Origin of the sequence: Rhodococcus sp. NPDC060176 (genome assembly GCF_042728675.1) — a bacterium.
GTDB lineage: Bacteria > Actinomycetota > Actinomycetes > Mycobacteriales > Mycobacteriaceae > Rhodococcus_F.
Map to the genome: position 1 here is coordinate 585593 of NZ_JBHWYS010000002.1, position 13518 is coordinate 599110.

Here is a 13518-nt window from a genome sequence, read left to right on the forward strand (position 1 = left end):
ATGTCAGGAGGAATCACGTCCGCCATCTGGTTGCTCCCCGCCCTGCCGCTGTGCGGCGCCGCTGTCCTTTTGCTGGCGGGTCGCCGCACTAACGTGTGGGGTCACCTGCTCGCCTGCGTCATGGCTCTCGCGTCGTTCGTCGTGGCAGTAGTACTTTTCATCGCGATGCTCGGCCGCGACACCGCCGACCGCACCGTTACCGAGCACCTGTTCAGTTGGGTCCCGGTCGACAGTCTTCAAGTCGAGTTCGGACTACAGCTGGACCAACTGTCGATGTGTTTCGTCCTCCTCATCACGGGTGTGGGTTCGCTGATCCACATCTACTCCGTCGGCTACATGGCGCACGACCCCGAGCGTCGTAAGTTCTTCGCGTACCTCAATCTATTCCTGGCAGCGATGCTGCTCCTGGTGCTCGCCGACAATTTCCTCGGACTCTACGTCGGCTGGGAAGGCGTCGGTCTGGCGTCGTACCTGCTCATCGGATTCTGGCAGCACAAGCCATCGGCGGCGACCGCGGCGAAGAAAGCATTTGTCGTCAATCGTGTCGGCGACATCGGCTTGATGATCGCAATGATGTTGATGTTCAGCACATTCGGATCGCTCTCGTTCAGCAATGTCTTCGGCGACGCATCGGGCGCAAGCGAAGGTGTCCTGACGGCGATCGGTCTGATGCTCCTCCTCGCTGCGTGCGCGAAGTCGGCGCAGGTGCCGCTGCAGTCGTGGCTCGGCGACGCGATGGAGGGCCCCACCCCTGTATCGGCGCTGATCCACGCCGCCACGATGGTCACTGCCGGTGTGTACCTGATCGTGCGCTCGAATCCGATCTTCGATCTCGCACCCGACGCTCAGCTCGTGGTTGTCATCGTCGGTGCAGTGACGCTCTTGTTCGGTGCGATCATCGGCTGCGCGAAAGACGACATCAAGAAAGCGCTCGCCGCATCGACCATGAGTCAGATCGGATACATGGTCCTGGCCGCGGGTCTCGGGCCGGCCGGGTATGCCTTCGCGATTTTGCACCTCATCACCCACGGATTCTTCAAAGCGGGTCTGTTCCTCGGCGCAGGTTCGGTGATGCACGCGATGAACGACGAAACCGACATGCGGCGCTACGGCGGACTCCGAGCGTTCATGCCACTGACTTTTGTCACCTTCGGACTCGGTTACCTTGCCATCATCGGTGTTCCGCCGTTCGCAGGGTTCTTCTCCAAGGACAAGATCATCGAAGTTGCGATCGGCGAGGGCGGTGTGAAGGGTGTCGTGCTGGGCCTCGTCACCCTGTTGGGCGCAGCGCTCACTGCCTTCTACATGAGCCGCGTGATGCTGATGACCTTCTTCGGGAAGGCCCGCTGGGAAGACCAGAAACCTCACGAATCTCCCGCGGTGATGACATCTCCGATGATCATCTTGGCGGTGGGGTCCGTCGGGGCCGGCGTGCTCCTGACCATCGGGTCCAGCTTGCAGAACTGGCTCGAACCGGTAGTCGGCTCCCATCACGTCGAACCGCCCATACCAGCATGGTCCATCACCGCGCTGGCGCTGCTCGCAGTTGCCGCGGGCGTCGCGATTGCTTACCGCGAGTACGCCACCCGTGAGATTCCACTGGCGCCGCCGACTCCGGCCTCCCCGTTGACCGTTGCGGCTCGCCACGATCTCTACGGCGATGCCTTCAACGAGGCGGTGTTCATGAAACCCGGTCGACAACTCACCAAGTCGTTGGAAGTGTTCGACACCAAGGGAATAGGCGGCGTGGTGGGCAGCTTTGCGGTGGTAGTCACCGGCTTGTCTGCGCTCACGCGGAAGCTGCAGACCGGGTTCGTTCGCTCGTACGCGCTGGTGATGTTTGTCGGAGCAACACTCGTGGTCGCGACAATGATGGCGGTGACACTGTGGTGATCGAAGCGGCGGTGAACGACTCTGTGACAAATGCCGGCTTCCCTGCGCTGACGGTGCTCTGGCTGCTTCCGCTCATCGGAGCGGGTGTAGTCCTCGCCTTACCGGCACGGTCGTACCAATTTGCCAAGTCTCTCGCGTTGACTGTGTCCGTGGCGGTCCTGGTGGTCGCCGCCGTTCTCGGAGTTGCGTTCGACCGCGGCGGCGAACAATTTCAGTTTGTCGAAAGCCACAGCTGGATACCGGCTTTCGGTACCAGCTACACACTTGGACTCGACGGGATCGCTCTCGTTCTGGTTCTTCTCACCGCCGTGCTGGTTCCATTACTTCTGATCGCGGGCTGGAATGACGTCCCGGCAGACCCGGCATCACCCAAGAGAATGCCGCACACCTACTTCGCCCTGATCCTTGTTGTCGAGTCCATGGTGATGATCTCGTTCAGCGCCTTGGACATTCTCTTGTTCTACATTTTCTTCGAAGCGATGCTGATACCGATGTATTTCCTCATCGGCGGGTTCGGTGGAGTGGGTCGATCTCGCGCCGCCGTGAAGTTTCTGCTCTACAACCTCCTCGGCGGCCTGGTCATGCTCGCTGCAGTCATCGGCCTGTACGTGGTCACCACTCGCGACGAGAGTCCCTTCACCAGCGGCACTTTCGACTTCCGGGCGATCGCCTCAGCGGCAAACAGCGGTGAACTCGGCGTGGGCCCCGGGGTGCTCAACGCCTTGTTCCTCGGATTCATGTTCGCGTTCGCGGTGAAAGCACCTCTCTGGCCGTTGCACAGTTGGTTGCCCGACTCCGCGGTGGAGTCGACTCCGTCGACAGCGGTGTTGATGATGGCGGTCGTGGACAAGGTGGGCACCTTCGCGATGATTCGGTACTGCCTTCAACTGTTCCCGGAGTCGTCGTCGACTTTTGCACCGTGGATCATCACGCTCGCCGTGATCGGGATCGTCTACGGGGCGATACTGGCGATCGCGCAAACAGACGTGATGAGACTGATCGCCTACACGTCGATCTCACACTTCGGCTTCATCATTCTCGGAATCTTCGCGATGACCAGCCAGAGCCAGGCGGGTTCCGCGCTGTACATGGTCAATCACGGAGTCTCCACTGCGGCACTGTTCTTGATCGCGGGATTCCTCGTCTCACAGCGAGGTAATCGATCGATCGCAGCGTACGGCGGCGTCCAGAAAGTCGCACCCGTCCTGGCAGGCACATTCCTCGTTGCGGGGTTGGCAACGCTGTCGCTGCCGGGTCTGGCTCCGTTCATCAGTGAGTTCCTGGTGCTGATCGGAACGTACTCGCGCTACCACGTGGCCGCTATCGCAGCCACCGCCGCGCTCGTGCTGTCCGCGATCTACATCCTCTGGCTCTATCAGCGCATGATGGGCGGACCCGTGAAGGAAGGGCAGGGAACGATCCGCGACCTCGCTCGACGCGAACTCGTGGTGGTCGCCCCTCTGATCGCTCTCCTGCTGCTACTGGGCATCTACCCCAAGCCTGCCTTGGACGTCATCACTCCTGCAGTGAGTCACACAGCGGTCGACGAGGCGCCGACCCCGCTCGTCGCCGACCACGAAGGAGGTGCCCACAAATGAGTTCCTTCAACGACGTGACCGTCCTCGGCTCAGCCGGCACAGCGTCACCCAGTGTCGAATACAGCCTGCTCTCGCCGATGTTGATCGTGTTCGGTGTTGCGATTGTGGGCGTACTCATCGAGGCATTTGCACCCCGGCGTATTCGATACCCCGTACAACTCGTCCTCGGTGTCGCAGGCTTGGCGGCCGCATTCGTGGCAGTGCTTCTGCTCGCCGGCACGCGGTCGACAGCGATGATGGGTTCTGTAGCGGTCGACGGTCCGACCCTTTTCCTGCAGGCCACGATCCTTCTCGTGTCGATCCCCGCAGTACTGCTGATCGCCGAGCGAGGCTCGGGCAACACCGCCGAGGTGATCGCGCAACACGACGCGCTCGGCAGTTTCACCCCTCAAGCGTCGAGCGTCCCGGGAAGTGTTGCGGAACAAGAAGCGGTCAAGGTCGGTATCGCCCAGACCGAGGTCTTTCCGCTCACGCTGTTTGCGGTCGGCGGCATGCTCCTCTTTCCCGCTTCGAACGATCTACTGACGATGTTCGTTGCGCTCGAGGTGTTCTCACTGCCTCTGTATCTCCTGTGCGGCCTGGCGCGTCGACGTCGTCTGCTCTCCCAGGAAGCCGCGCTCAAGTACTTTCTCCTCGGAGCATTTTCGTCGGCGTTCTTCGTTTTCGGAATCGCGTTGCTGTACGGCTATGCCGGGACGGTCACACTCTCCGGTATCGCCGACGCAGCACGCATCGGGTCGGGTACCGATGCCTTCCTGTGGCTCGGGACAGCACTCGTGGCCGTGGGATTGTTGTTCAAAGTCGGTGCGGTTCCGTTCCATTCGTGGATTCCCGACGTCTATCAAGGGGCGCCGACGCCGATCACCAGTTTCATGGCGACCGCGACCAAGATCGCCGCATTCGGTGCCATCCTTCGTGTCTTCTATGTGGCTCTGCCCAACGAATACGTGAACTGGCGTCCACTGATGTGGGCGGTCGCGATACTCACGATGGTTGTCGGATCGATCGTCGCTGTGACGCAGACCGACATGAAGCGGATGCTCGCGTATTCGGCCATCGCGCACACCGGATTCATTCTGACCGCTGTGGTTGCGGATTCGGACGCCGGCCTGGCCTCGGCGATGTTCTACCTTCTGGCTTACGGATTCAGCACAGTGGGCGCGTTCGCAGTCGTGAGTCTGGTTCGGGACGCAGACGGTGAGGTCGCGACGCTCTCGCGCTGGGCCGGATTGGGCCGGCGCTCACCGCTGGTCGGAGTTGTGTTTGCACTGTTCCTGTTGGCTTTCGCCGGGATCCCGTTGACCAGTGGGTTCATCGGAAAGTTCGCCGTGTTCAGCGCGGCCGCCGAGGGTGGTGCCGCACCTCTCGTGATCGTCGGCGTCCTGTGCAGCGCGATCGCCGCGTACTTCTACGTGCGAGTGATCGTGTTGATGTTCTTCACCGAATCGGCCGCAGACGCTCCGACCGTCGTGGTGCCGAGTGCACTGACCAGCAGTGTGATCGGCCTCGGCGCCGGTGTCACGCTCATCCTCGGCATACTCCCCCAGCCGGCGCTCGACCTCGCCGAGCGTGCAGCGGACTTCCTACACTGAGCCGATGCGTGAATCTGATTGGGACGCCGGACTGCCGAGCACCATCCGGTCGCCATGGTTCGTGGGGTTTTCAGCGGTAGCGATTGTCCATCTGACCCTCAATGCCGCTGATGCTGCGCCCTGGGACGGGATCACCAAGGTCATGCTCGCTCCGATTCTGGCTGCCTGGGTTGTCGCCCGCCGCGGACCTCGAATTGTGGCTGCGGCACTGATTGCCTGTGCTTTCGGAGATTTGTTCCTGATCTGGGAGAGCACGTTTGTCATCGGGATGGCAGCCTTCGCGATCGGTCACCTCTGCTTCATCCGATTCTTTCTCTCAAGCGGCGCTCTTCGGGATATACGAAGGCGGCCATGGTTTCTGTGCGCTTACACCGTCGCTGGAATCGCTCTTGTGTCGTACACCTGGACCGGTCTCGAACCTGAACTTCGAATTGCTGTCCCCGTGTACGCCGCAATCCTGGTGGGAACTGCATCAACCGCACTGGCGTACAACACGATCACCGGTATCGGCGGCGCTCTCTTCCTCGTCTCCGACGCCCTCATCCTGCTCGGTCAGGCCAACAGGTGGCAGCCTGCCGCTGCGGGCATCTGGATCATGACGCAGTACATCCTCGCTCTGTTGCTTCTGACAGTCGGAGTTCTCGGCCGGAGTAATACGACAAACCGGCCATTAGCTCAGAGGCTGTAAGGATCAGCAACCAGCTGGCCATCTCTTCATATGACCCCGAAATCCGAGGAACAGCCGCCACCGAGAGACGAAGAGCGGTTCACCGCCCTGTGGGACGCCTATGCCGACCGTGTGTTCGCGTACACCTACCGCCACGTCGATCATCACAGTGCGCAGGAAGTTGTCGCCGAGACTTTCCTCGTAGCCTGGCGACGCTTGGACGAAGTTCCCGAGCAGGCACTGCCGTGGCTGTTGGTGGTGGCTCGAAACACCGTGAACAACAACCGTCGCAGCGTTCGGCGCCTTGACGCGCTCACCGACAAGATGGGACGCATCGAGCAGATTGCGGCATCGACGCCGGGCGCCGACGTCACTGTCACCGAACGCACGGAACTGCTCGAAGCACTGGCAACACTCACCGTCACCGAACGTGAAGCCTTGCTTTTGACTGCCTGGGACGGATTGACCGCCACCGAAGCCGCGCGGGTCGCTGGGTGTTCGGTTCCGGCCATGCATGTTCGTCTCTTTCGCGCTCGGCGTCGATTAGGCGCCGGGTTGGCTTCGGAATCCGTCACCGTAATCCCGATGAACACCGCCCGACCTTGCGCTGCCGCCGAACACGGGAGTACCCCATGAGCAAAGATCTGCTGACCACGCTCGAGAAGCTGCGACCGAGCGATACGGTATCCGCCGAATTCTGGCCCGAGAACGTCCAGGAGGCCGCCCGCGCGCGAATAATGGCTACCGAAAACAACATTGGGGCAACCAAAGCTCCGCGCCGCCGAGTCAGTGTCATCGTTCTCGTCGCAGCGGTCTGCGCTGCGGGAGTGGTGGGCTGCGCCGCTGCCACGGCGATGATGCCGAAACCGTTCACCGACATGTACTCGGGTTGGCAGACGATGCCGGGAATCAACGGCGGTATAGATCCGTCCACCGCCGAGCGGGTCGGGTCCATCCCCGGACCTGACGGATCCCTGTTCAGCGTCTTCGTTGCCCACGGCGCGGACGGATGGAGGTGCGTCGCCCCGGTTTTCGAGGCGTCATCCGACGTCGACAAGGTTGGACCGTCGAAATTCATCAGCCTCGGACACGGCTGCAGATCTAGCGATGACTTTTACGGCGCAGATTCATTCGGAGGCGGAGCCGGCATCATGGTTGCCGGTCCGCACGAGGCAATCTACGACGCAGGGGCAGGAGGCGCCGTTCGGGCCGAACTCCACACCGTTGACGGCAAGATCTATCCGACTGTTCTTGCCGAAGACCGCTTCTACGGTTGGATTCCATTGGCGCTCACGTTCCCGCGACCAACCCTCGTCGGATATGCCGCGGACGGGACGGTCGTCGGCATCAGGTGAGCTGTCGGTACCCTCGGAAGATGACTGCACAGGCCCCGAACGAGCGCACCCCCAGCCAGTGGGAAGAGATTACTGCAGCCGACTCGACGCATTCCACACGATATGTCGAGCGTTTCCGTTCCATGAGAGCGGACGGCAAGGACATTGTCGGGGAAGCACGTTTGATCGACGCGATGCTCGGACGCGGTGGTCGGGTTCTCGATGCAGGGTGCGGGCCTGGCCGACTCGGCGGTTACCTGCACGACGTCGGTCACGCGGTTGTCGGCGTCGATGTCGACCCGGTTCTCATCGCTGCCGCGGAGGAGGACCATCCCGGCCCGACGTGGCTTGTCGGCGATCTCGCCGAACTCGATCTTCCGGCGCGCGGTGTCGAGGCAGATTTCGACGTCATCGTGTCGGCAGGCAACGTGATGGCATTTCTCGCCCCGTCCACCAGGCAAGCAGTACTGGCCGGATTCGCTCGTCATCTCGCTCCGAGCGGCCGAGTGGTCATCGGGTTCGGCGTCGGGCGCGGATACGAGTTCCCCGAGTTCCTTGCCGACGCGACCGCGAGTGGCCTCGAGACTGATCTGCTGCTCTCCACGTGGGATCTGCGCCCCTTCAAGGACAATTCCGAATTCCTCGTCGCGGTGTTCTCGCGCTCCTAGCCCGGCAATAGCCTTCCGCCCTGCAACCCGTCACACTGCGATCAACTCACCCTGATCGCAATCATGGCGATTGTTGTTCACTACGAACACAATTGGATCAATGCGGGTGTGGCCGAGCGGCAAGGCAGCGGTCTGCAAAACCGTCCACGCAGGTTCGACTCCTGCCATCCGCTCTCACTGCAATCCAACACCGACACCGAACCTTAAGGCTGGATCCTGCTTCGAACGAGAGTTTGAATCAGCGTTCGTAGAAGTCGACGTAATCCGAAAGATTACAAGTACTTTGACAATCGTTGAACGACAACCAGTTACGAAGACAGAACAGGAATACCCATGAAACGAGGATTATCGGTCCTCGCGATCGTAGCCATCACTGCCGCCATCGCAAGTTGCAGTTCCACCCCCGATGCTGTCGGGGTCGTCGGCGAGCCACAGACCGGGGGCCATCTCACGGTCGGCATCATCGCACCATGTGGGTTGGACAAGGCACAGACGTCCGGTTGCAATTTCACAAACGTCGAAATCGTCGACAATCTGACCGAGCAACTCCCGGACACCGGCGAAGTAGTGCCATGGTTGGCAAAGTCCTGGGATGTCTCCGAAGACGGGACCTCGTACGTCTTCCATCTCTTGGATGGTGTGACATTCAGCAACGGAGAAACGTTGGATGCAGAAGCCGTGAAGCTGAACTTCGACAATATCGTCGAACTCGGCAAGCAAGGCCGGGCTTTCCAGTCGTCTGCCTACCTGCTGGGATATCAGGGATCGACCGTCATCGACCCACGTACGGTCCAGGTGACATTCAACCAACCCAAAGCTGGTTTTCTGCAAGCCCTTTCAGAGAAGCCCCTGGGCATCATCGCCCCTGAGACGATCACCACGAAAACACCCGAGGAGCGGCTCGCCCAGGGAGTCATCGGCAGCGGCCCCTTCGTGATCAGCAATGTCGTCCAGGACCAGAAGATCGAGGTGAAGCGGCGCGACGATTACCAGTGGTCCTCGCCGAAGAACGCTCACCAGGGACCTGCGTATCTCGACGGAATCACTTTCCAAATCCTGCCCGAGAACGCGGTACGCACCGGCGCCCTTCTCAGCGACCAGATTCAGGTTGCCACCACCGTCCCGGCGAATGACTCCGAGAACATCTCGGCGCAAGGTTTCGACATCGCTTCGCGCTCGTCCGCGGGGGTGGTCTACACCTACTACGCCAACGTGAAAGACCCTGTGCTCCGCGACGAATCTGTCCGCCGCGCGATCCAATCCGGGCTCGACCGAAACGAGATCCACGACACGATCTTCGACCGGTATCAAAAGGTCCCAACCAGCATCTTGTCGTCGACTCATCCGAACTTCACGGACTTGAGCGCCGATCTTGCCTACGATCCGGACCGAGCGAGGGAGATCCTCGACAGAGCTGGATGGAAGCCAGGATCCGACGGCATACGGGAGAAGGACGGCCAGAAACTTTCCGTCAGTATCCAATTCAGCGCTTCGAGTGACAAGCCACTTCACGAACTTGCACAGCAGGAACTGAAGAAGATCGGAGTCGAGCTTCGTATCGACCAGGTAACCGCCGCCGAAATAATCACCAACCGCAATTCCGGTAACTGGCAACTGCAGTACGGAAATCTCACGAGACCCGACCCCGACGTGCTGGTGTCATCCTTCGGCCCCGGATTCAGTCTGTACTTCACCGAGGATTACGACCCCGAACTGCAAAGTTTGCTGACCGCCCAGAGCACCGAACTCGATCCGAGCCAACGCAACGAACAAACCGCTGAAATACAGCGGATCATCGTCGAGAAGGGGTACGCGTTCCCCGCCACCGAAGGCAGCCAGACCCAAGCCGCCGGACCGAAGGTGCACGGGCTTGCCTTCCAAGCACCGTGGTGGCCGTCCTACGTGGATGCATGGATCGAGAAGTAGTGAAGTCGAAATGACGCAGATCGATTCTCGCGCAGTCACCGAATTTCCCACCGCCGGGCACTTCGGTACATATCTTGCACGGTCCGATGGCAACCAGATCTTCGGACTTCGCCCCAACCCCATCGACGGCGATCCGTCTTCGATCGGGTTGGGGGTGCCGTCCACACTCGACGCGCCGTCGCGCCTGACAAGACCGCTGGTTCGTCGGAGCTATCTCCGACACGGGCCTGGAGATACACGCCGCGGTTTCGCCGCGCGTGGCGACGACCCGTATGTACCAGTCAGCTGGGATACTGCTACCGGACTGGTGGCCAACGAAATTGCAAGGGTACGTACCGAACACGGAAACGCGGCGATTTTCGGCGGCTCCTACGGATGGGGATCTGCCGGACGATTCCACCACCCGCAGTCGCAGATCCATCGCTTTCTCAATCTCGCCGGCGGATACACCGCGTCAGTCGAGTCGTACTCGTCCGCCGCGATGCAGGTCATTCTCCGTCGAGTCGCCGGAGGCTACGCAGGGGTCCTCGCATCGAATCCAACATGGGAAGAAGTGGCGCAGCATCGCAGTCTCGTTGTCGCCTTCGGAGGAATGGCCGCACACAACAGTTCCGTGAACGGCGGCGGGATAGGTGTCCATCGCAATCTCGGAGACCAGTTGACCGCCCGCCGCGCGGGAGCAGAATTCGTATTGATTTCTCCCGCCTCGGGCGACGCGCATCCAGGGCTCGAGGCAGACTGGCTTCCCGTCATCCCCGGCAGCGACGTCGCAGTCATGATGGCGCTGGCGTACGAGCTGGTTGTCTCCGGCCACCATGACCGGGAATTCCTCGATGCTCATACCGTGGGATGGCCTCAGTTCGAGGCATACTTGCTGGGGCACAGCGACGGAATACCCAAGACCCCGAAGTGGGCGGGAAGAATCTCAGGCATCGCGCCGACTACCATCGCCGAGCTGGGACGGAAGATCGTCGGCCGGAGAACGGTTTTCACCACCTCGTATTCGTTGCAACGAGCGGATCACGGCGAGCAAGCGCCCTGGATGGCGCTGACGCTGGCCGCACTGACAGGAAATCTCGGGCTTCCCGGGGGCGGTTTCGGATGTGCGTTGGGCGCATTGCACCAGGTCGGCGTACCACAGAACGGATTCAAGCCCGCATCCTTCGATCAGGGGGTTCGGCCGATCGACTCGTTTATCCCCGTGGCTCGCATCACCGACATGCTCGAAAACCCCGGCGGCACATTCGACTACGACGGCGGTCGGTACACATTTCCCGACACGAGACTGATCTACTGGGCCGGCGGTAATCCGTTTCACCACCACCAGGATCTCAACCGTCTCGTTCGTGCGTGGCAGACACCGGAGACGATCGTCGTCCACGAGCACTTCGCCAATTCGCTTGCACGACACGCTGATATTGTCCTGCCTGCAGCGACCTGGCTCGAACGTAACGATTTTGCCGCCGGCGCCGACGACCATATATCCGCGATCGTGAAGGCTGCCGAACCACCACCCGACGTGCGCACCGATTACGAGATCTTCAGCGCAATAGCCAGTCGACTCGGGTTCGGAGGAGAGTTCACCGAAAACCGCACCGCCGACGAATGGGTGCAAGAGCTGTATCGCAGGACTCGGGAGCGCGCAGCAGAGTCGGGCTTCCCAATCCCCGACTGGGACGAATTACGCCGTCGCGGAGTCATTCCCGCGCCGTCGATTCCCGCGCCGCCGGGGCCACTGCGGCTCCTGCGGGAGAATCCCGAGGCAAACCCGCTCGCGACGCCGTCCGGCATGGTCGAGATCTTTTCCGAGACGATCGATTCCTTCGGATACGATGATTGCCTCGGACACCCGGCGTGGTTCGAACCTCGTGAGTGGCTGGGATCAACGGCGCAACGTAACTATCCGTTCCATCTTCTGTCCGGACAACCGGAGAGACGCCTGCACTCGCAGTTCGACAACGGATCCCATTCACGCGCAGGAAAGATCCGTGAGCGAGAACCAATCCAGATCAATACAACGGACGCGCTCGAACGCGGTATCGCCGACGGCGACATTGTTCGCGTGTACAACGAGCGAGGTCAGGTTCTCGCGGGCGCGCAGTTGACGAAATCACTTCGCCGGTCTGTCGTTCGACTGTCGACCGGGGCATGGTACGACCCGATCGCCCCCGGAGGCCTCGACGTCCACGGGAATCCAAACGTTCTGACGGCCGATCGAGGGACGTCCCGGCTCGCGCAAGGACCCAGTGCTCACAGCGCACTCGTTCAAATCGAAAAGTACAACGAACCCCTACCTCCGATTCGGGCTTTCGAATCGATGTGGGAGATCGAGGACGGATCAGAAATCACCGATGGTCACCACTGACAACTGGAAGTCCGCCGCACAAGGAGTCGGCGTGTACGACTCAGTCGCAGACGCAATCGGAAACACTCCCCTGGTCAAACTCAACAGCGTGACCGACGGTGCAGCCGCGACGGTCTACGTGACGCTCGAATATCTCAACCCGGGTGGGAGCGTGAAGGATCGCGCAGCGCTGGCGATGATCCGTGCGGCTGAAGCCGCAGGCGACCTACGCCCCGGTGGAACGGTGGTCGAAGGAACGTCAGGAAACACCGGCGTCGGCTTGGCAATGATCGCGGCCTCGCGTGGATACCGGACAGTTGTCGTGGTTCCCGACAAGACAAGCTCGGAGAAGATTGCTCTTCTCCGAGCGCACGGAGCAGAAGTGCGGGTGACACCGGGTGGTCGCCCTTCGCATCATCCCGAATTCGTCCGCAACATCGCTGCTCGCCTCGCTCAGGAGATTCCGGGCGGCTGGCTGGCCGGTCAGTATGACAACCCCGCCAACCCTGCTGCTCACCGCACATCCACAGGCCCGGAGATCTGGAACCAGACCTCCGGCCGGATAAGTCATTTCGTCGCGGGGATCGGCACAGGTGGAACCGTGACCGGAGCAGGCGGATATTTGAAGGAAGTGTCCGGTGGGACGGTCACCGTTATCGGAGCCGACCCGCAGCACTCCGTCTACGGTGGCGGCGACGGACGCGCCTGGCACGTGGAGGCGGTCGGCCACTTCTTGCATCCGGACACGGAGAAGGATGATTGGCCGGACTCTTACCACACCGACATCGTCGATCAGATCGAACAGATCACCGACCTCGAGGCTATCGTCACGCTTCATCGGCTGGCTCGTGAGGAGGGGCTGCTGCTGGGAGGTTCGAGCGGTATAGCGGTGGCGGCCGGGCTGAGAGCAGCGCGAATCCTCGGCGCAGAGGACGTCGTCGTCGTTATTGCACCGGATTCCGGAAGGGCTTACTTGTCGAAGTATTTCGATGACGACTGGCTCGGTCCACTTGGATTTCCCCTGTACCGCAGTGCTCCCGGCCCGGTCGTCCGCGACACACTGCAGAACCGCTACGACCTCTTTCGATACGTCCCGGCATCCGCGTCGGTCGCAGTGGCACGAGAGCTGATCGGCAATGGCGAATTGTTGCCCGTAGCGTTACAACGATCTGTCCGCGGGTCCGTTCCGGTGACCGAGATCCTGGGAATCGTAACCGTCGATGGGCTACGCGAGGCGGGCGATGCTGAACTGGCAGTCTCGCATCTCGCGCCGTCCCTACCGACGGTGGGTCTGACGGAGCCAACTTTTGCAGCTGCGCTGCGGCTCACCGGTCATATCGGGTACGTCGTTGTCGCCGATGCGGGTGCCGCCGTCGGGCTGGCCCATATCAGCGATATCAGCTGACGCACCTCACATAGCTTCCGCTCGAGCGGAACCATTGTCGTTGAAACCTCGCACCACCAAGATGCTTGCATGCCCCCGGAGCACCATGGTT

Annotated in this window: 10 protein-coding genes and 1 tRNA gene; all 11 read left to right on the forward strand. The window is 61.2% G+C overall.

Annotated elements, in window-relative coordinates; genetic code table 11:
- The 11 genes from nuoL (at position 1) to ACFWEM_RS11145 (ending at position 13427) form a co-directional block, all read left to right on the forward strand.
- Positions 1–1893: an NADH-quinone oxidoreductase subunit L gene (nuoL, locus tag ACFWEM_RS11095; RefSeq protein ID WP_378533492.1), complete on the forward strand. Its 1893-nt coding sequence runs from the start codon at positions 1–3 to the stop codon at positions 1891–1893.
- A complete protein-coding gene (locus tag ACFWEM_RS11100) occupies positions 1887–3491 on the forward strand; it encodes an NADH-quinone oxidoreductase subunit M (RefSeq protein WP_378533494.1) in 1605 nt (534 codons plus the stop codon). The genes nuoL and ACFWEM_RS11100 overlap by 7 nt, the downstream gene beginning before the upstream one ends.
- Positions 3488–5083 carry an NADH-quinone oxidoreductase subunit NuoN gene (nuoN, locus tag ACFWEM_RS11105; protein ID WP_378533496.1) on the forward strand — a complete coding sequence of 532 codons (1596 nt, stop codon included), beginning with the start codon at positions 3488–3490 and terminating at the stop codon, positions 5081–5083. The genes ACFWEM_RS11100 and nuoN overlap by 4 nt, the downstream gene beginning before the upstream one ends.
- A gap of 4 nt (positions 5084–5087) precedes the next feature.
- Positions 5088–5771: a lysoplasmalogenase gene (locus ACFWEM_RS11110; protein WP_378533498.1), complete on the forward strand. Its 684-nt coding sequence runs from the start codon at positions 5088–5090 to the stop codon at positions 5769–5771.
- 30 nt (positions 5772–5801) lie between these two features.
- Positions 5802–6386, forward strand: coding sequence for an RNA polymerase sigma factor (locus tag ACFWEM_RS11115; protein WP_378533500.1), 585 nt, complete (start codon positions 5802–5804; stop codon positions 6384–6386).
- The gene (locus ACFWEM_RS11120; RefSeq protein ID WP_378533502.1) at positions 6383–7105 is read left to right on the forward strand and encodes a hypothetical protein; all 723 of its coding nucleotides are present in this window, start codon (positions 6383–6385) and stop codon (positions 7103–7105) included. Before ACFWEM_RS11115 ends, ACFWEM_RS11120 begins: the two co-directional genes overlap by 4 nt.
- A gap of 20 nt (positions 7106–7125) precedes the next feature.
- On the forward strand, positions 7126–7752 hold the full coding sequence (locus tag ACFWEM_RS11125) for a class I SAM-dependent methyltransferase (RefSeq protein ID WP_378533504.1): 627 nt from the start codon (positions 7126–7128) through the stop codon (positions 7750–7752).
- 102 nt (positions 7753–7854) lie between these two features.
- A tRNA-Cys gene (locus ACFWEM_RS11130) sits at positions 7855–7925 on the forward strand.
- Positions 7926–8085: 160 nt separating this feature from the next.
- Positions 8086–9678: an ABC transporter substrate-binding protein gene (locus ACFWEM_RS11135; protein ID WP_378533506.1), complete on the forward strand. Its 1593-nt coding sequence runs from the start codon at positions 8086–8088 to the stop codon at positions 9676–9678.
- 10 nt (positions 9679–9688) lie between these two features.
- Positions 9689–12043, forward strand: a complete 2355-nt coding sequence (locus ACFWEM_RS11140; RefSeq protein WP_378533508.1) for a molybdopterin-dependent oxidoreductase — start codon at positions 9689–9691, stop codon at positions 12041–12043.
- Positions 12030–13427, forward strand: a complete 1398-nt coding sequence (locus ACFWEM_RS11145) for a PLP-dependent cysteine synthase family protein (protein WP_378533510.1) — start codon at positions 12030–12032, stop codon at positions 13425–13427. The genes ACFWEM_RS11140 and ACFWEM_RS11145 overlap by 14 nt, the downstream gene beginning before the upstream one ends.
- The last annotated feature ends 91 nt before the right edge of the window (positions 13428–13518 follow it).